Source organism: Pseudooceanicola sediminis (genome assembly GCF_003575965.1).
Taxonomy (GTDB): Bacteria; Pseudomonadota; Alphaproteobacteria; order Rhodobacterales; family Rhodobacteraceae; genus Pseudooceanicola; species Pseudooceanicola sediminis.
On the sequence record NZ_QWJJ01000002.1, the window covers coordinates 364,407 to 382,041 of the forward strand.

Below are 17,635 nucleotides of genomic sequence, written 5' to 3' on the forward strand. Positions count from 1 at the left end.
GCTGAATTGACAGCCCGAAACCGGGACATGTCGTCGACGGGAGGCCGGATCATTTCCATCACTGTTCATCACCTCAACAACTCTCGGTCACAGCGGGTTCTGTGGCTGCTGGAGGAATTGGAGCTGCCCTATACGATCACGCGCTATCAACGTGATCCCAAGACGATGCTGGCCCCGGCCGCGCTGAAAAAGGTGCATCCCTTGGGCAAATCGCCGGTGGTCGTTGACGAAGAGGCGAACCTGACGGTCGCTGAGACCGCCGTGATCGTGGAGTATCTGATCGACCTGGCCGGGGGTCGGATGGGGCCGCCCGACGATCCTGCAGAGGCTCTGCGGTATCGGTACTGGATGCACTACGCCGAAGGGTCGCTGATGCCGCCGCTGTTGCTGAAACTGGCCATGAGGCGGGTGCCGATCATGGGGCGTCTGGCTGTCAGGAAGGTGCAGCCGATGATTGAGGTGCATCTGGATTTCGTCGAAGCCACGCTGTCGCGGCAGGAGTGGTTTTCGGGCGAACAGATCGGTGGCGCGGACGTGATGATGAGTTTTCCGCTGGAGGCTGCTTGCAGCCGCGCCGGTCTTGACGGGTCGCGCCCGGCCACGATGGAATGGCTGGATCGGATTCATGCGCGCCCGGCGTACAAGGCGGCGTTGGCGCAAGGCGGGCCATATGCCTATGCCTGAAGCCCATCATCGCCTTATTGAAATGCAACAGGGCCCCGGATGGGGCCCTTTTTTCATGAACCTGGCAAGAGAGGCGAGCCGACTAGGCGGCCTGCATGTTCTGATCAGACGTCAGGATCGCATATAGCGTCGCAGGGTCCTGATTGGCGCGCAGCTTCTTGCACAGCGCCAGATCACGGAGACTGCGCGACACCAGGGCCAACGCCTTCAGGTGTTCGACACCAGCCTCTTCCGGCGCGAAGAGGGCAAAGACAAGATCGACCGGCAGCCGGTCGATCGAATCGAAATCGACCGGTCTTTCCAGCACGATAAAGGCACCCTGAACCCGCTCGATGCCGGACAGGCGCGCATGTGGCAATGCCACGCCGTGACCGACCCCGGTGGGGCCAAGGCTTTCACGCTCCTGCAAGGCTTCGACAACGCGGTTCTGGTCCAGTCCATGTGCGGACTGGGCCAGTTCCCCGATGTCATGCAAGAGGCGCTTCTTGCTGGAAGCCGACGCAATCACCTTGATCGCTTCCGGCTTTAGAATCTGTGACAGTTTCATCCTGCCTCTTGTCTGCTTCGAGTGGGCCCGCCGACGGCGGGGCCCAGATGTCTAACTGCGTGGATCGATCCAGCCGATATTTCCGTCGTCGCGTCGGTAGACAACGTTGATCCCGTCCTTGCCTTCCTTGCGGAACACCAGCACCGGAGCGCCGGCCAGTTCCATGTGCATGACGGCTTCACCGACCGAGAGCGACGGAATCTGTGTCTCCATCTCTGCGACGATGACAGGTTGCAGCGTTTCCGGCTCCGAATCCTCGTCAACTTCGTCCGAGGCGAGGATATATGAGGAGGCGCCCAGAAGTTCAACCGGCTCAGCACGCGTTTTGTGGTGATCTTTCAACCGACGCTTGTAACGGCGCAGTTGTTTTTCCATTTTATCGGAACATGCCTCAAATGCCGCATAGATTTCAGGTGCGCGCGCCTTGGCCTGTGCGGTCAGCCCGGTGCTGAGGTGAACAGTGGCTTCACAGATGAATTCGTGGGCGCTTTTGGAAAATGTGATCTGCGCGTCGGTCGGCCTTTCTGCATACTTGGCAACCGCTGTCCCCAGACCGTCCTTGACGTGGGTCTGAAGGGCATCGCCGATATCGATCTGTTTGCCTGTGATCTGGTAGCGCATTCCGTCTCCTCTTCATGACAATTCGGGCGTGATCCTGCGGCAGTGGCCGCCGGAACGCTCAGGTCCGAATGCTGCGGAAAAACGACAGCCCCGCTGCCACGATCCCGGTCGAGCCGCCGAGGCGGGTACCGGGTGTCACTATGGCGTAACGCGTTACTGTCATGTCATCATTTGAGGATAAGAGGCCATCGTCTGTCAATGAAATGTGCTGTGATCGGTTGCCGCGCCGTTAGCGATCTTGCCAGGGGGCGCCAGCCAAGGGACCGCTGAGTGGTGCGCCGCCCTTGCAAGGCAGGCGTTCCGGGCCGTCGGTGAAAACCGCCTAAGGCCATTCTGCATCAGCGGTTTTCGGCTTTTTGCCGGAGGGTTTTGCCAGCGTCAGCTGATGCGGAAGCTGTCGCCAAGGTAGACGCGGCGGACGTTGTCGTTCTGCACGACTTCGTCCGGTGTGCCCGACATCAGAACCTTGCCATCGTGCAGAATGTAGGCGCGATCCACGATCTCGAGCGTCTCGCGCACATTGTGATCGGTGATCAGCACCCCGATTCCCCGTTTCTTGAGGTCGGAGACGAGGTGGCGGATATCCTGCACGGAAATCGGATCGACGCCTGCAAAGGGTTCATCGAGCAGGAGGTACTTGGGTTCTGCCGCCAGGCAGCGGGCAATTTCAACGCGGCGGCGTTCGCCACCTGACAGCGCCAGCGCGGGCGCGCGGCGCAGGTGTTCGATGGAAAATTCCGACAGCAATTCTTCGAGGCGTTCGCGTTTCTTGTGGCCGTCACTATGGGTGATGTCCAGGATCGCGGCGATATTGTCTTCGACGTTCATGCCGCGAAAGATGGACATTTCCTGGGGCAGGTAGCCGATACCGAGTTTTGCACGCCGGTACATCGGCAGGCCGGTGACATCGATTCCATCCAGCGTGACGCGGCCCCCCTCGGGTACGACCAGACCTGCAATGGCGTAGAAGCTGGTGGTCTTGCCCGACCCGTTCGGACCCAGCAGCGCCACCACTTCGCCACGATCCAGGGACATGGTGACATCGCGGATCACGACGCGTTTCTTGTAGGACTTGCGCAGGCCTTCGATTCGCAGCCCGTGGTCGCCTTCGGTTACCGTCAGCGAGGGCTTCGCCGCAGGGGGGGGCAGGTCCATCGGTCAGTCCTTGCCGCTTTGCAGGACCGTGCGCACGCGACCCTCCATCCGGGCCGAGCCGGAGTCGAGATCGACGTGCATGATGTCGGAGGCAATGGTGCTGTTGCCCTGAAGCAGGAGCACGTTGTCACGCATGACGATGTTGCCGTTGACCACGTCGTAGTCCGCCCGGTCGCCTTCGGCGGCATCTTCGCCGCTGACGAGGGTGACGCCGCCTGTCGCCTCTAGGCGCTCGATCTCGTCGCCGGCTTCGTTGTAGACGACCAGGACGCGGGGCGCGGAAAGCTTCATGTCGTTTTGCGCGACCTTGACGTTGCCTTCAAACACCGCTGTTCCATCGGTCTGGCTGACCGAGAGCTGGTCCGAATCGACATAGATCGGGGCCTTTGTATCGCTGCTGCCAGTGCCGAAACTGATACTGGTTTCCTGGGCTGTGGCCGGTCGTGCGATCAGCAGCGCCGTCGGCAGGGCAACAGGCAGCGCCAGCGGGACTGCGGCGAGGCACGCCATGAGCGCGGCGCGGAACGGGCGGCTCACGGCCATTTCAACAGCGGTCAAAGGGGGTTACTCCTGAGGCTTGTCGGGGTCGTATACCAGTTTCACACCTTCGGTGAAAACCAAATACGCATCACCCGTGGCAGGATCTGATGTCAGCACCATCCGACCTGCCGAAAACGTGCCGGGGGGGCCATCGCCCTTGATCGGCCCCTTGGATTCCGCATGAACCTCTCTCATGCCGGAGTCGAGGGCCTCGGTTCGGATGCGGTAGCCTGTGGAGGAGGTGATGACGACGCCCCCCAGCAATGTCGCTGTATCGATCGACTGATCGATGATGCCATGATCCCCGATGAAATTGATCGTCTCACCCGAGGTCAGATTGATTTCCGAGGCGACATTTTCCGCCTCTTGCCGGTGATCGGCATCCGGGCGGGCGCTATCGGCGGTAAACGCGATCAGGTCGCCTGTTTCGTTGGTGCCCGAAAAGGTGGGTTTGGTCACGCGTTCGCTGCGCGCTGCATCCCGCAGGTCGATGTTGGAATAGGGCAATTCGGCATTCGGATCGTGGTTGCGCGAGAGCAGGAAGAGCGTCGACAGGATGCCCATGGCGCTGAGTGGCAGAATGACCTTGAGCCAGGCCACGGCGCGGGAATAGGATTTTGCGGAACGCGCCACCAGCCGTGCCACCTACATATGCGCGAAGATATCGACATCCGCCCAGCCAGCCAGGTCGAGGCGGGCCCGCGTGGGCAGAAAGTCGAAACAGGACTGAGCAAGATCGGTACGCCCTTCGCGCGCCAGCCGCGCATCGAGTTCATCCCGCAATCGGTGCAGGTGGAGAACGTCCGAGGCTGCATAGTCAAGCTGGGCGGCGGTCAGTTGAGGCGCGCCCCAATCGCTCATCTGCTGCTGCTTGGAGATATCGGTCTGTAGCAGATCCTGGGTCAGGTTCCTGAGGCCGTGCCGGTCGGTGTAGGTGCGCACCAGCTTGCTGGCAATCTTGGTGCAATACACCGGTGCCGCAAGCGCGCCGAAGGCGTTGAACATCGCCGCAATGTCGAAACGACCGAAGTGAAAGAGCTTGAGCACATCCGGGTCGGTCAGCATCGCGCAGAGGTTCGGCGCCTCGGTCTGGCCAACGGCGATCTGCACCATGTGGGCATTTCCGTCGCCGCCCGACATCTGCACGACACAGAGCCGGTCGCGGTGCGGATTGAGGCCCATGGTTTCGCAATCGATCGCGACAACAGGACCAAGGTCAAGGCCGTCGGGCAAATCGTTCTGATAGAGGTGATTGGTCACGGGCCGCGTCCTTGGTGAACTGGCACTTGATCTAGTCGTTCGGAGGATAGGATGCAAACCGTGCGTGCGGCAATATCGGGGGAAAGCGCCTGTCAAACCGACCGATGGGCCCTGCCCTGAGGCGACAGGGCCCGCCAGGATGAGTTACCGGGGGTGGCGTTGCACGTCCGGGTTCTTGAGGTTTGCCCTCTCAGGCCGTGGCGGCGAGCTCGGGCAATGGGGGGGTGAGCTCGCCTGCATAGTGGCAGGCGACGCGATGTCCGTTGCCAAAATCGCGAAGCGCCGGCTTTTCAGTGCGGCAGCGGTCGGTCGCGAAGGGGCAGCGCCCGGCAAAGCGGCAGGCCTTGGGTGGGTTGATGGGCGATGGCGGTTCGCCCGTGACGGTAAAGCGTGCCCCTGCGCGCGAGCGGTCGTCGGGGGACAGGGCAGCGGCCATCAGCGACCAGGTGTAGGGGTGTTTCGCTGCGGCAAAGAGCTGGCCCGTCGGGGCCTGTTCGACGAATTCACCCAGGTACATCACTGCGACATGGGTACAGATGTGCTGCACCACGGCGAGGTCGTGAGAGATGAAGACATAGGTGAGGCGCTTGTCTTTTTGCAGACGTTTCAGCAGGTTGAGGATCTGTGCCTGGATCGCCACGTCGAGCGCCGAAACGGGCTCGTCACAGACGATTAGGCGGGGTTCCGTCACCATGGCGCGGGCGATGCAAAGGCGTTGTCGCTGACCGCCCGAAAACTGGTGTGGAAACAATCGCTTGGCATCGGGGTGCAGGCCGACCTGGCGGAACATCTCGTCAACGCGGTTTTCCCGGCCGCGCACCGGGCCGAGGCCCATCAGGTCAAGCGGTTCGCGCACGGCCTGCCCTGCGCGCAGGCGCGGATTGAGCGAGGAATAGGGATCCTGAAAGACCATCTGCATCATGTGGCGGATGGTGCGCAGGGGTTCGCCGTCAAGCGACGAGAGGTCGTGCTTTTCCAATTGCATGGTGCCTGCAACCGGGTCGACCAAACGCATAAGGGCTTGGGCCGTCGTGGATTTTCCCGAGCCCGATTCCCCGACGATGCCGAAGCTGTCGCCTTCGTTGACGGAAAAGGTGACGCCATCGACGGCGTGCACAGTCTGGCCGGAGGCGAGGGGGAAGTGGACCTTGAGGTCCCTGACATCGAGCAGAGGTTTCATGCGACGGCCTTTTCGGCGGTGGGTTTCCAGCAGAGCGCGCTGTGTCCGGGGGCGGTCTCGTACGTCGGTGGCGTGTCGGTATGGCATCGGTCATCGGCCAGTGCGCAGCGCGGTGCGAAACGGCACGCCTTGGGAAAGCGACCGAGCGGGGGGACCATGCCGGGGATTTCGCCAAGACCTTCGGCCTGCGGATCATTTGCCGCCGCGCCGAGGCGCAGGCGCGGGGTGCACGACATCAGCCCGCGCGTATAGGGGTGGGCAGGGGCGCCGAGGATCGCCTCGACGGTGCCGCTCTCGACACATTTGCCGGCGTAGAGAACGGCGACATCATCGGCCATTTCGGCGACCGCGCCGAGGTCGTGGGTGATCAGCATGATCGCGGTATCGGTCTGCATCTGCAGGTCGCGCAGCAGGCGGAAGATCTGGGCCTGCACCGTGACGTCGAGCGCGGTGGTCGGTTCGTCGGCAATGATGACCTTTGGGCGGCAGGCCAGCGCGATGGCGATCATGACCCGTTGGCGCATACCGCCCGACAGTTCGTGCGGATAGGCGGCGAGGCGATCTTCGGGACCGGGGATCTGCACGGCGCGCAGCATTTCCAGCGCGATCTCGCGCGCCTCGGCGCTGGATTTCTTCTGGTGCAGCTCGATCACTTCGGTGATCTGGCGTTCGACGGTCAGGACCGGGTTCAGGGCCGTCATCGGCTCCTGAAAGATCATCGACATGGCATTGCCGCGCAGCTGGCGCAGGCGCGACGGTTTCGCCGCCAACAGGTCTTCGCCTGCCAGGGTGATCGAGCCGCCGGTGACGGCAAACCGATCCGGCAGCAGGCCCATGGTGGCCAGCGCCGTCATGGATTTGCCGCAGCCGGATTCCCCGACCACACCGAGGGTCTTGCCGGGGAAGAGTCGCAGCGAGACGCCGTCCAGCACGGATTGCACGGATTTGCCGGTGTCGACGCCGACTTTCAGGTCTTTGACTTCGAGGACGGGGTCCATGGTTCATCGCCTCCGCAGTTTGGGGTTGAGGGCGTCGTTGATGCCGTCGCCGACCAGCGAGATGGCGAGGACCGTGATAAAGATCGCGACGCCGGGCAGGGTCACCGTCCACCAGGCATCCAGCAGGTAGTTGCGGTTCTGGCCGATGATCAGGCCCCAGCTCATCGTGTTGGGATCACCGAGGCCCAGAAAGGACAGGCCCGCCTCGAACAGGATGGCGGCCCCGACGGCGAGGCCCGCGGCGACGATCAGCGGCGGCAGCGCGGCAGGCAGGATGACACGGAAGATCAGGTAGGCGTTGCGGGCGCCAGAGGTGCGGGCGGCGGCGACATAGTCGAGCTTGCGGATGCGCATGAATTCGGCGCGGGCAAGGCGGGCCACCTGCGGCCAGCTGACCGCGCCGATGGCGAAGGTGATGGTGACCAGAGAGGCGCCGAATATCGTGACCAGCACCATGGCCAGCAACAGGGTGGGCAGGATCTGGAAGAATTCGGTGACCTTCATCAGCACCGCGTCGACCGCGCCGCCGAAAAAGCCCGCGAAAGAGCCGACGAGGATGCCGATGACGACCGAGATCACCGCCGCTGCCGCGCCGACGGCCAGGGTGGCGCGGCCGCCCTCGATGATCCCGGCCAGCATGTCACGGCCAAGGTAATCGGTGCCGAGGGGGGCGTATTCGCCGCCCGGCGGGGCGAAGGGCAGGTCGACCATCGAATAGGGATCGACCGGATAGAGAAATGGCCCGATGAACGTGGTGCCCAGCATGATCGCCAGCAGGACAAGGCCGATGATCGCAGATTGGTTGCGGGCAAAGGCGCGCATGAATTCCGTCACCGGGTGGGCGGGTTTCGGCCCGATCGGTTCGGGGCCGCTTTGGGGCAGGGTCGCGGTGGTGTCGGTCATTGGGTTGCTCCTGCGGCGCGCGGCTTGGCTTTCTTGCGGCGGGGGCCGCCGATACGCGGGTCGATGCGCCCATAGGCGAGGTCGGTCAGGATGTTGGCGACCATGACGAGGATGGCGGAGAAGAACAGGATGGCCAGCAGCGTCGGGTAGTCGCGGCGCAGGATCGATTCAAACGCCAGACGCCCCAGACCGGGCCAGTTGAACACCGTTTCCACAAGGACGGCCCCGGCAAAAAGCTGGCCGAATTGCAGGCCGATCATCGTCACGACCGGGATCAGGCCGTTGCGCAGGGCGTGGCCGAAGACGACGCGACGTTCGTTCAACCCCTTGGCGCGGGCGGTGCGGATATAGTCCGAGCCGAGCACATCCAGCATCGAGGCGCGCGACAGGCGCGAATAGGTGGCGATGTAGATCGAGGCCAGCGTCACGGCGGGCAGGACCAGGTGATGCAGCACGTCCAGCACCGCGCCGTACCAGGTGTCATTGCCGCGCACGTTCATCATGCCGGAGACCGGGAACATCGGGATGATCGAGGCGAACAGGATCAGCAGCATCAGCCCGGTCCAGAACACCGGCGCGGCATATCCGACCAGCGAAAAGATCGTGACGAAATGGCTGAGGATCCCCTTGGGCTTTTTCGCGGAAAAGATGCCCATCAACGTGCCGATGACGACGGCGAGGACCAAAGCCGACACGACCAGCAGGATCGTGGCGGGCAGGCGTTGCAGGATCAGGTTCAGCACGGGTTGCTTGAAGTAGTAGGAAAAGCCGAAATCGCCTGTGCAGATCTTGCCGACGTAGATCAGCAGTTGCAGCCAGACGGGTTTGTCGAGGCCATATTCGGCGCGCATCTGGGCAATCAGGTCTTCGGACGCGCCGCCCATTTCACCGACGATGACCGAAACGGGATCACCCGGCGCAAGCTGGATCAGCAGGAAGTTCAGGACGACGACTGCCAGAAGCAGGCCGATGGCAGAGGCGAGTTTCTTGACGAGGGGGGGCATTGGCAGGTCCTCTGGCAGAGGCAGGAGGGAAGGGGTGTCCGGCCCCGGGGTGGCGGGGCCGGCAGGTTCAGCTCAACAAGGATCAGATCACTCGGACCACTCGACCTGATCCCAGGGCGACACGGCGCCCCAGATGGTGTCGGGCAGATGTGTCAGACCCTTTTTGTAGGCGGTGTAGAAGGGCACTTCGTTGATGTAGAGGATCGGCGCATCCGCGACGACGATCTGCTGAAACTCCTTGTAGAGTTCGGCGCGCTTGGTCTGATCCGTCTCGATCGCGGCGGCGGCCAGCAATTCGTCTACGCGGGCGTTGGAATATTGCTGGGTATTGGACCAGATCACGCCCTTGCGGATGTTGGAGGAGATGTAGGTGCGGTCGACGCCGATCACCGGATCGCCCCAGTTGTAGACGCTGTCCTGGGTCATGTCGAAATCGTAGTTCGCGATGCGCTGCGCCCAGGTGGGAAAGTCGGGGGCGGTGCGGACCTCAAGTTCGATCCCGACCTGTTTGAGCTGCGTGCGCATGTATTCGACAACGTTGCGGCCAATCTCGGGCGAGCCGGGGATATAGTCGATGGTGGCCGAGAGGCGGATGCCGTTGCCGTCGGGGGTCAGGCCGGCCTCGTCCAGCAGGGAGGTCGCCTTTTCCAGATCGAAGGCATATTTTTCGACGTCATCGGTGGCCAGCGGCGAGGTGCCGGTGATCGGACCGGTGCTGTCCTTGGCGACGCCGCCCAGCAGGCGTTGCAGGATGAAATCCTTGTTGATGGCATAGCCGATGGCCTGACGCACCGCTGGATTGTCAAAGGGCGCTTTCTTTGTGTTGAAGGCGATCCAGTTCAGCGCGCCGACAGCGTCGTAACCCGCATCGGAGACTTCTACATTGTCGGCCTTTTCAAGGCGCTGAACGTCACGGATGCCGGACATGAAGGGGACCATGTCGATATCGCCGCGCTCGGTCGCCAGCACCAGGTTGGCACTGTCGCCGATGATCTGCACGATCACCTCGTCCATCTTTGGCAGACCGTCGAGGAAGAAATCCTCGTTCTTGGCCAGCTTGTAATATTCGCCCTGCTTGTATTCGACAAACTTGAACGGGCCGGAGCCGACGGGGGCCAGGTTGGCCGGGTTCTGCTGAATGTCACCTTCGCCGTAGATATGTTCGGGGATGATCGGCATCAGCGCGGGCGACATGGCCAGCAGCAGGGCGGGGTGCGGTTTTTCCAGCTTGATCACGGCAGTCAGCGGATCTGGGGTTTCGACATCGACCACCGGGGCCAGCATGGTCTGGAAGGGGTGGTTCGCCTTGATCGTCATGATCGAAAACTTGACGTCTTCGGATGTGATCGGTTCGCCGTCATGAAAGGTTGCGCCCTCGACCAGATGCAGCGTGACGGACAGGCCGTCGTCCGACACGTCCCAGCTTTTGGCGAGGTAGGGTTGCGGGTTCCAGTTGCCATCATAGCGCAGTGGCGAGGCAAAGATCTGGGACGACGCCATGAAGGTCGCGATGCCGGACTGGATCGCGCCGTTAAAGTGTCGCGGTACCTGCGTGGTGCCGACAACAAGTGTTTCGGCCTGTGCCGGCGCAAAAAGCCCGCCGAGCGTCAGGGCAACCGCGGCGGCCAGAGTGGAGGAACGAAAGTGTTTCATTATGTCTGTCCTGTTGAGTTGGTTTCTTGATTTTCAGTCTTTGTCGGAAGTCATAGCAGGCCGCCGATCCCGCGCATGGCAGTCAGCGCGGCCGTCACGGCCAACAGGCCGATGGCGGCGGTGCGATACCCGCCTTCGTCCAGCCGTTTGAAGGCCTGCCCGCCGACCCAGGTGCCGATCAGCAGCGCGGGCAGGGCGATACCGGCCTGAAGCAGGCTGTCCCGGTCGATTTCCCCGGCCCAGATTAGGCCGGGCAGCGCAACCAGCGAGGTGAGGAAGAAGAACACCATGAGCGAGGCGCGGGTGTTCACCGCCGGCGTGTGCGTGCCGAGGAAATAGGCGATGGCGGGCGGTCCGGGCATTGCGGCAAGGCCTGAAAACAATCCCGCAACCATGCCCGCGCCGATGGCGGTGCGGCGTCCTTCGTCCAGCCTGACCTTGAGCAGCAGCGCGGCCAGCCCGATCGCCACCAGCACCGCCAGGACGATGCGCATCGCGTCGGGGGACAATCGGGTCAGGGCCAGAATGCCCAGAGGGGTGCCGAGCACCGATCCGATGGTCATCAGCAGCAGCGCCCGGCGATTGACCAGGGCGCGCATCCGCACCGTGTCACGCAAGCCGACCATGCATTGCAGCAGGATCGCCAGGGTGACGGCCCGTGACGGCGCGATGATCAGGCTCATCGCGGGAACGGCCGCCAGGGCAAAGCCGAATCCCGTCAGTCCGCGCAGCACGGCTGCGATGAAAACAGTCAGGGATATCAGCGCGATCAGTTCCATCAATCGAAGTTCAGCACGATGGTTTTCTTGCGCGTGAAATGTTCGAGCATCGCCTCGAGCGAGGCCTCCTTGCCCAGCCCCGATCGCCCGAACCCCCCGTAGGAGACGTTGGGCTGGATCGTCAGGTTCTGGTTCACCTGCACGTAGCCCGAGTTCAACCGTGCCGTGGCATCCAGCGCGGTCGAGAGGGAGGCCGTCCAGATGGTTGCCGCAAGACCGTAGTGGGTGGCATTGGCCTTTTCGATAACGTCATCGTAATCGCTCCAGCGCTGGATCACGGCGACGGGGCCGAAGATTTCGTTCTGCACGCAGGGGTGATCTTCGGGCAGGTTCAACAGCAGGGTTGGCTGCATGAAGAGGTCGGGCGAGAGGGCGTCGTCGCTGGGCAGGGCGCCGCAGCGGACCACTTGCGCTCCCGGCGTTTCCTCGGCCAGCGCGACATAGTCGCGGATCACCTTGGCCTGTTTGGCCGAAATGATGGTACCGATATCGGTGGCCTCTGCCATCGGGTCACCGATCACCAGCTTGTTCAGGTTGTCCTGAAGCGCGCTCATGAAGTCATCATAGACGGCGTCGTGGACATAGATGCGGCTGGCGGCGGTGCAGCTTTGCCCCTGTCGGGTAAAGCGCATTCCGTTGATCGCGCCCGTGACGGTTTTCTTCAGATCGGCATCGGCGCAGACGATCATCGGGCTTTTGCCGCCCAGTTCCAGGCTGACGGGGATGATGTTCTTTGCGCCCGCTTCATAGACCATCTGGCCGACCGCTTCGGAGCCGGTGAAGGTGACCTTGGCGACATCCTTGTGCGAGGTCAGGACCGAACCGCAGTCGGCGCCAGTGCCGTTGATGACGTTCAGCACGCCGTCGGGCAGGTGCTTCATCAGGATCTCGGCGGCGGCGAAGGTGGCAAAGGGGGCCTCTTCCGACGCTTTCACGACAACTGTGTTACCGGCGACCAGTGCAGGCGCGATTTTCAGCATCATCAGCACCAGCGGTACGTTCCAGGGCAGGATCGCGGCCACCACGCCAAGGGGTTCGCGGGTGGTCATGGTCAGGATGCGGGGGTTGAAGGGGACGGTTTCGCCCTTCAGTTCGGACGCGAGGCCACCGTAGAATTCCAGCAGATCGGCGGCGACGCCCAGTTCGCCACGGCATTCCGTGCGGATCGCCTTGCCGGTTTCCAGCGCCAGCACACGTGCGATCGTCTCGGCCTCGGCTGTGATCGCGCGACCGGCGGCAGCGACCAGCTTGCCGCGGGCGCGTGCCGGGGTGGCGGCCCAGGCGGCACCGGCGGCCTTGGCAGCGGCGATGGCGGCCTCGGTCTCGGGGGTGCCACTGGCAGCGGCACGGCCCAGTTCGGCACCCGTCGCGGGGTTCAGCACGGCAATGCCCGAGGGGGTCGCGACATGTGCACCGCCGACAAGGTTCACCTGGGCGTAAGAGGCGATCACGGTGGCGGGATCGGCAGAGAGGAAAGGTTCGGTCATGGTATCATCATCCTTGCGGCGGGGCAGCATTGCTTGGGCCAGACAGCGGCAACCAACTGGGCCAGCGGAAGGGGGTTGCTAGAGTGCGACGGTTTCAGCGCCCAGAAGGCGGGCCAGGGGCAGATCGGCGGCGGTGGCGATACCGACCAGACGAGTGCCTGACCCGGGATCGTCGCTGGCCGTCAGTTCCCACCGGCCAGCGACATATTGCAAAAGCATTACAGTGGGTTCGCCGTCAATCGCCACCCAACCCTTGAGCCTCAGAAGCGTCGCCGGCAGGGCGTTCAGCGCGGCCTCGAACGCCGTGCGTTCAAAGCTGTGGTGGGTTTCCAGGCGGGTGCGAAAGAACACCTCGTCATGGGCAATCGGGGCGCTTTGCGGGGCCGAAAGAATGGACAGGGTGGTCGCGGACAGCAGTTCAAGCGGCAGTTCGGCGCGGCTGGTTTCGGCAATCGCGCGGCCCGGTGCGATACGGCGCAGGGCCGCGCGGGCCGTGGCCATCTGTGCGGGACTGGCAGCATCGACATGGTTCAGGACCACCAGATCGGCACCGTCGAACTGCCGCGCAACGGTGTCGCCAATCAAGGGATCATCAAGCTGCGCGGAGAGTTCCACGGCGTTGGCCAGCGTGATCACCATGTCCAGCTTCAAACGTCGGTCGAGCAGGGCGAATTCCGCCACCCGACGGGGTTCGCCGACGCCGCTCGCCTCGATCAGGATCTCGTCGGGATTGCTTTCGATGGCGCGAAAGATGGCAGGGCCTATGCCTTCGGCCATCGAACAGCAGATGCAACCGCCTGATAGCTCCATCGTCAGCCCGTCGTCGGACCTGATCAGGGCGGCGTCGACGTTGATTTCGCCGAAATCGTTGACCAGGACCGCCGTGCGGCTGCGCGATGCGCCCAGGATGCGGTTGACCAGCGTCGTCTTGCCCGACCCGAGGAAGCCGCCGATGACGGTGACCGGGATGATGGCCCCCCCCGTCATGCCAGTTCCAGCACGTCGGGCAGCATGACATCGGGCGCATAGCCCTGATCTGCCGGGACATTCGAGGGCTGCCACTCTCCGCCCAGAACGGTGCCGAGCACCTTGACCTTGCGCAGGTCGATGGCGTCGACCGACAAGGGATCACTGTCCAAGACCGCAAAGTCCGCGAATTTGCCCACTTCGATCGTCCCGACGAGGTGGTCGAGCTTGAGTTGGTACGCAGCACCGGATGTCACCGCCTTCAGCGCCTCTTCGACGGGGATACATTCCTGCGGGCCAAGCACCCGACCGGCCGAGGTGATGCGGTTCGCCGCACACCATGCGGTGAACAGCGGGTTTAGCGGCGTCACGGGCACGTCGGAATGGATCGACATCTGCACGCCATGCGCCAGCGCGGTGCCGCAGGCATCCATGCGGCGCGCACGGTCGGGGCCCATCGTCAGGGCGTAGTGCTGTTCGCCCCAGTAAAAGATGTGATTGGCGAACAGGTTGGCGGAAATCCCGAGCGCCTTCATCTTGGCGAATTGCGCGGCATCGGCCATCTGGCAGTGTTGCAGCGTATGGCGGTGGTCGGGAAAGGGGTGTTCCGTCAGCGCCTCGGTCAGCACGTCGATGATGAATTCCGACGCCTGATCGCCGTTGACGTGCAGGTGCATCTGGAGGCCGGCGGCGCTGTAGGCCTTGACCATTTCCTTCAGCGAGGCGGGTGGCAGGTTCCACAGCCCGTTTGGCGCGCCGTTGTGATAGCCCGGCCATTTCAGGCGGCCCGTGAACCCCTGAATGGATCCGTCGGTCATGATCTTGACCAGTCCCAGGTGCAGCTTGTCGTTGCCCTGCTTTTTAAGGGCGAGCGCGCGCTCGATCCCGTCCTTGACGCTCCACTGGATCGCGCCCAGTGCGGGCACCATGCGGACCGGGAAATCCGCTTCGGCGGTCGCGGTCTGATAGGCGGCGACAACCTCGTCCGTCATCGACTGGTGCAGGTCGGCCGAGGTGGTCACACCGGCATTGACCGCCGCCTTGCCGAAGGTGCGCAGGTTTGCCGCATCGATTCCGCGCAAGGCACCCGTGGCCCCAACCGCGCGCGCAGCCATCGACATTGCCGCCATCTCCTGCAGCTCGCCCGTGATCTGGCCGTCGGCGTCACGCAGGATGCCCTCGACGTTGGTCTGGCCCAGCATGTCGGCGCGTTCCAGCACCAGCGTGTTGACGTTGATCAGGTGAAAGCTGGCATGGGTGACCAGGATCGGACGCGTGGTCGAAACGCGGTCGAGGTGTTCGCGGCTCATCCGCGCGCCATCGAAATAGATCGGGTCGAATCCCCAGGCGATCAGCGGCGCATCGGGATCGGTCATCGTGGCCTCGTGGGCCTGAAGGCGGGCGACGACGGCCTCGATATCCTTCAGCCCGCCTTCGATGCTGCCATCGGGCGCGGTGCGCTTGAAATAGCCCAGGAAGAGATCATTCCAGACCGTCCCCTCCATCGCATGGCCGTGGGCTTCGACGAAGCCGGGCATGAGGACCTTGTCTTCAAAACGGGTGTCGACCACGATATCGCCCCAGGTGGCACAATCCGCCTCGCTTCCGACGGCGAGGATCCTGCCATCGCGCACCGCGACATGGGTCGCCTCTGGCGTATTGCGCGCCATGGTGCGGATCATCTTCGCTTTGAACACCTTGATCGGGTCTGACATGTTTTCTTCCTGGTTCTGGTCTGTCCGGGCAAGGCTATGGCCTGCGCCCCGACCACGACAGGGCCAGCCGGGCCAGATGGGTTGGGCCAGAGGAAAACGGATTATTTTCAGTAGGATGTGATTAGCTTATCTCCGACGCGGCTTGACCCAGAAGGATCAGCCCGGCGTCGATTTTCCGCTCATCTATATAGGATACGCCGAGGCGCAGGAACCGCCCGGCCTGATCGGCGGGCACAAAGGGATCACCGGATTCGGTCAGCACGCCCTTGGCGGCGGCGACGCGGAACAATTGGCGCGCGTCGAGGCCCGGCGGGCATTCCAGCCAGACGCTGGAGCCGCCGTGCGCATCGGAAAACCGAAAGCCGGGCAGGTGTCGCGCGCAGCCTTCCGAAACCTTGGCAAGGCGGCGGGTCAGCGCCTCTCGCAAGTTGCGTTGAAGGGTTAGATAGTGCCCCTCGGCCAGAAAGATCGCGGCGGTGCGCTGGTTGTTCAGCGGGGCCGAGCGGTGCATCAGGCGGCGCAGCCAGCGTGCCTCCTTCACCAGCTCGGGGGCTGCAACCATGAAGCCGAGGCGCACGCCCGGCGCCAGCACCTTGGACAGCGTGCCGAGATAGGCCACATGGCCACTGCTATCGAGGCTTTTCAGGGAGGTGGCGTCACCGGCGGCGGCAGTTTCGCCTTCATAATCATCCTCGATCACGATGGTACCGTCGCGCTGTGCCTGTTTCAGGATGGCCATGCGCCGATCCGTCGACATTGTCACCATGGTCGGGCAGTGATGCGCGGGGGTGAGGACCGCCACATCCAGCTTGCCCGCGCCATCCAGCCGCGCGCCCTCGGCGTCGATGGGCAGGTCGACGATGTCCGCCCCCTCTGCATCCAGGATGTTGCGCGCGTCGGGGTAACCCGGCATCTCGACGCCCACACGCGTGCCGGGGCGGGCCAGCAGACGCGCCAGGATATACAGGCCCTCCTGCGTGCCGAGCGTGACCAGGATATCATCCGTCTTTGCGTAGATGCCACGTTGCGGCAAGATCTGGCTGCGGATCTGTTCGACCAGCATCGGATCATCCTCGACTGCGCGATCGGCCGTCCACCAGTCGATCGCGGACCGCCCGAGCGCATCGCGCGAACAGGTGCGCCAGGTATTGATCGGGAACAGGCCCGGATCGACCTGTCCATAGACGAAGGGATAGGGGAAATCCTGCCAGTTTGAGGGCTTGATGATGTGGCGCAGACGCGACGGGCGCTGTTTCAGGCGGGCCTCCCAGTCGGGTGAGGCCTGCCAGCCAGGTGGGGTGGTGGCGGCTTCGGGCAGGTTCGCCACCTCCGGTTGCAGATCGCGTGCCACGAAAAAGCCGCGCCGGGGTACGGATTCCAGGTACCCCCTGGCCACCAGTTCATCATAGACGGCGGCGACGGTATTGCGCGCGATACCCAGTTGCCCGGCAAGTTGCCGGCTGGGCGGCATTTTCTGGCCCAGCGTCATCTGCCCCGCGTGGATCGATTCAACGATCCTGCGGCGCAACTGCGACTGGATCGGCTCGTCGCTTTCTCGGATGATGGCATTCAGCATGGGGTCGGCATTCCTTCGCCTTTTCTTTCGGTCCTGAGACGGCGGGTTTCAATGCTGCTCCGGCGATCTGCCATGCCTGCACCGGGCGCTGCTGATTTTCCGGGCGAGTCTGGCCCCATCGGTTGGTTGCATCTGGCCCTGTCGCGCAGCGGCGTCAGGTGGCCTTCTGCCCAGGAATTACCCGCCCAGATTCGGAGAGAACCCATGTATGACAACGACATAAGCGATGTGGTCGGCGCCGACCGTGCCCACGTCTGGCATCACCTGACCCAGCACAAGCCCTACGAGACATCCGATCCCCGAATCATGGTCGAGGGCAAGGGCATTCACGTCTGGGACGCGACGGGCACGCGCTATCTCGATGGCGTGTCGGGCGGGGTCTGGACGGTGAACGTCGGGTACGGGCGCGAAAGCATCGCCGATGCGGTGCGCGAGCAGCTGGTCAAGCTGAACTACTTCGCAGGCTCGGTGGGCTCGATCCCCGGGGCCCTGTTCGCCAAGCGGTTGATCGAGAAAATGCCAGGCCTTTCAAGGGTCTACTACAACAACTCCGGCTCCGAGGCGAAC

General features: G+C 63.3%; 18 protein-coding genes. 2 read left to right on the forward strand and 16 right to left on the reverse strand.

Features of this window, described 5'->3' with window-relative positions; all coding sequences use genetic code 11:
* The first annotated feature begins 27 nt into the window (after positions 1 to 27).
* Complete coding sequence (locus DL237_RS03580; RefSeq protein WP_199671941.1) at positions 28 to 684, forward strand: glutathione S-transferase; 657 nt, start codon at positions 28 to 30, stop codon at positions 682 to 684.
* Between the two features lie 82 nt (positions 685 to 766).
* Here DL237_RS03580 and DL237_RS03585 read toward each other — a convergent pair whose 3' ends face one another.
* The 16 genes from DL237_RS03585 to pdxR all read right to left on the reverse strand — a co-directional run bounded on the left by DL237_RS03585 (position 767) and on the right by pdxR (position 17,068).
* Positions 767 to 1,231: a PTS sugar transporter subunit IIA gene (locus tag DL237_RS03585; RefSeq protein WP_119397645.1), complete on the reverse strand. Its 465-nt coding sequence runs from the start codon at positions 1,229 to 1,231 to the stop codon at positions 767 to 769.
* Between the two features lie 51 nt (positions 1,232 to 1,282).
* On the reverse strand, positions 1,283 to 1,852 hold the full coding sequence (hpf, locus tag DL237_RS03590; RefSeq protein WP_119397646.1) for a ribosome hibernation-promoting factor, HPF/YfiA family: 570 nt from the start codon (positions 1,850 to 1,852) through the stop codon (positions 1,283 to 1,285).
* Positions 1,853 to 2,230: 378 nt separating this feature from the next.
* Positions 2,231 to 3,007 carry an LPS export ABC transporter ATP-binding protein gene (gene lptB / locus DL237_RS03595; protein ID WP_119397647.1) on the reverse strand — a complete coding sequence of 259 codons (777 nt, stop codon included), beginning with the start codon at positions 3,005 to 3,007 and terminating at the stop codon, positions 2,231 to 2,233.
* Positions 3,008 to 3,010: 3 nt separating this feature from the next.
* Positions 3,011 to 3,517: an LptA/OstA family protein gene (locus tag DL237_RS03600; RefSeq protein WP_119397692.1), complete on the reverse strand. Its 507-nt coding sequence runs from the start codon at positions 3,515 to 3,517 to the stop codon at positions 3,011 to 3,013.
* A gap of 54 nt (positions 3,518 to 3,571) precedes the next feature.
* Complete coding sequence (locus DL237_RS03605) at positions 3,572 to 4,180, reverse strand: hypothetical protein (protein ID WP_147405306.1); 609 nt, start codon at positions 4,178 to 4,180, stop codon at positions 3,572 to 3,574.
* 12 nt (positions 4,181 to 4,192) lie between these two features.
* The gene (locus DL237_RS03610; protein WP_119397649.1) at positions 4,193 to 4,807 is read right to left on the reverse strand and encodes a ribonuclease D; all 615 of its coding nucleotides are present in this window, start codon (positions 4,805 to 4,807) and stop codon (positions 4,193 to 4,195) included.
* 190 nt (positions 4,808 to 4,997) lie between these two features.
* Positions 4,998 to 5,987: an ABC transporter ATP-binding protein gene (locus tag DL237_RS03615; protein ID WP_119397650.1), complete on the reverse strand. Its 990-nt coding sequence runs from the start codon at positions 5,985 to 5,987 to the stop codon at positions 4,998 to 5,000.
* Entirely contained in the window at positions 5,984 to 6,985 is a 1,002-nt protein-coding gene (locus DL237_RS03620; RefSeq protein ID WP_119397651.1) for an ABC transporter ATP-binding protein, read from the reverse strand. Before DL237_RS03620 ends, DL237_RS03615 begins: the two co-directional genes overlap by 4 nt.
* Positions 6,986 to 6,988: 3 nt before the next feature.
* Positions 6,989 to 7,888: an ABC transporter permease gene (locus tag DL237_RS03625; protein WP_119397652.1), complete on the reverse strand. Its 900-nt coding sequence runs from the start codon at positions 7,886 to 7,888 to the stop codon at positions 6,989 to 6,991.
* Positions 7,885 to 8,892 carry an ABC transporter permease gene (locus DL237_RS03630; RefSeq protein ID WP_119397653.1) on the reverse strand — a complete coding sequence of 336 codons (1,008 nt, stop codon included), beginning with the start codon at positions 8,890 to 8,892 and terminating at the stop codon, positions 7,885 to 7,887. The genes DL237_RS03625 and DL237_RS03630 overlap by 4 nt, the downstream gene beginning before the upstream one ends.
* Before the next feature lie 87 nt (positions 8,893 to 8,979).
* A complete protein-coding gene (locus tag DL237_RS03635; RefSeq protein WP_119397654.1) occupies positions 8,980 to 10,545 on the reverse strand; it encodes an ABC transporter substrate-binding protein in 1,566 nt (521 codons plus the stop codon).
* Positions 10,546 to 10,595: 50 nt separating this feature from the next.
* Positions 10,596 to 11,324: a sulfite exporter TauE/SafE family protein gene (locus DL237_RS03640; protein WP_119397655.1), complete on the reverse strand. Its 729-nt coding sequence runs from the start codon at positions 11,322 to 11,324 to the stop codon at positions 10,596 to 10,598.
* Positions 11,324 to 12,811: an aldehyde dehydrogenase family protein gene (locus tag DL237_RS03645; RefSeq protein WP_119397693.1), complete on the reverse strand. Its 1,488-nt coding sequence runs from the start codon at positions 12,809 to 12,811 to the stop codon at positions 11,324 to 11,326. The genes DL237_RS03640 and DL237_RS03645 overlap by 1 nt, the downstream gene beginning before the upstream one ends.
* A gap of 78 nt (positions 12,812 to 12,889) precedes the next feature.
* A complete protein-coding gene (locus tag DL237_RS03650) occupies positions 12,890 to 13,798 on the reverse strand; it encodes a CobW family GTP-binding protein (protein ID WP_119397656.1) in 909 nt (302 codons plus the stop codon).
* Complete coding sequence (locus tag DL237_RS03655; protein ID WP_119397657.1) at positions 13,795 to 15,492, reverse strand: amidohydrolase; 1,698 nt, start codon at positions 15,490 to 15,492, stop codon at positions 13,795 to 13,797. Before DL237_RS03655 ends, DL237_RS03650 begins: the two co-directional genes overlap by 4 nt.
* Before the next feature lie 121 nt (positions 15,493 to 15,613).
* Positions 15,614 to 17,068: a MocR-like pyridoxine biosynthesis transcription factor PdxR gene (gene pdxR / locus DL237_RS03660; protein ID WP_119397658.1), complete on the reverse strand. Its 1,455-nt coding sequence runs from the start codon at positions 17,066 to 17,068 to the stop codon at positions 15,614 to 15,616.
* Between the two features lie 204 nt (positions 17,069 to 17,272).
* Here pdxR and DL237_RS03665 point away from each other — a divergent pair.
* Positions 17,273 to 17,635, forward strand: a 363-nt coding sequence (locus DL237_RS03665) for an aminotransferase class III-fold pyridoxal phosphate-dependent enzyme (RefSeq protein ID WP_147405307.1), incomplete at its 3' end; no start/stop codon positions are given.

What these genes read in the sequence shown, in the direction of transcription:
- DL237_RS03580 (WP_199671941.1), top strand. Translation starts at nt 28, where the DNA reads ATGTCGTCGACGGGAGGCCGGATCATTTCCATCACTGTTCATCACCTC.
- DL237_RS03585 (WP_119397645.1), bottom strand. Translation starts at nt 1,231, where the DNA reads ATGAAACTGTCACAGATTCTAAAGCCGGAAGCGATCAAGGTGATTGCG.
- hpf (WP_119397646.1), bottom strand. Translation starts at nt 1,852, where the DNA reads ATGCGCTACCAGATCACAGGCAAACAGATCGATATCGGCGATGCCCTT.
- lptB (WP_119397647.1), bottom strand. Translation starts at nt 3,007, where the DNA reads ATGGACCTGCCCCCCCCTGCGGCGAAGCCCTCGCTGACGGTAACCGAA.
- DL237_RS03600 (WP_119397692.1), bottom strand. Translation starts at nt 3,517, where the DNA reads ATGGCGTGCCTCGCCGCAGTCCCGCTGGCGCTGCCTGTTGCCCTGCCG.
- DL237_RS03615 (WP_119397650.1), bottom strand. Translation starts at nt 5,987, where the DNA reads ATGAAACCTCTGCTCGATGTCAGGGACCTCAAGGTCCACTTCCCCCTC.
- DL237_RS03620 (WP_119397651.1), bottom strand. Translation starts at nt 6,985, where the DNA reads ATGGACCCCGTCCTCGAAGTCAAAGACCTGAAAGTCGGCGTCGACACC.
- DL237_RS03625 (WP_119397652.1), bottom strand. Translation starts at nt 7,888, where the DNA reads ATGACCGACACCACCGCGACCCTGCCCCAAAGCGGCCCCGAACCGATC.
- DL237_RS03630 (WP_119397653.1), bottom strand. Translation starts at nt 8,892, where the DNA reads ATGCCCCCCCTCGTCAAGAAACTCGCCTCTGCCATCGGCCTGCTTCTG.
- DL237_RS03635 (WP_119397654.1), bottom strand. Translation starts at nt 10,545, where the DNA reads ATGAAACACTTTCGTTCCTCCACTCTGGCCGCCGCGGTTGCCCTGACG.
- DL237_RS03640 (WP_119397655.1), bottom strand. Translation starts at nt 11,324, where the DNA reads ATGGAACTGATCGCGCTGATATCCCTGACTGTTTTCATCGCAGCCGTG.
- DL237_RS03645 (WP_119397693.1), bottom strand. Translation starts at nt 12,811, where the DNA reads ATGACCGAACCTTTCCTCTCTGCCGATCCCGCCACCGTGATCGCCTCT.
- DL237_RS03650 (WP_119397656.1), bottom strand. Translation starts at nt 13,798, where the DNA reads ATGACGGGGGGGGCCATCATCCCGGTCACCGTCATCGGCGGCTTCCTC.
- DL237_RS03655 (WP_119397657.1), bottom strand. Translation starts at nt 15,492, where the DNA reads ATGTCAGACCCGATCAAGGTGTTCAAAGCGAAGATGATCCGCACCATG.
- pdxR (WP_119397658.1), bottom strand. Translation starts at nt 17,068, where the DNA reads ATGCTGAATGCCATCATCCGAGAAAGCGACGAGCCGATCCAGTCGCAG.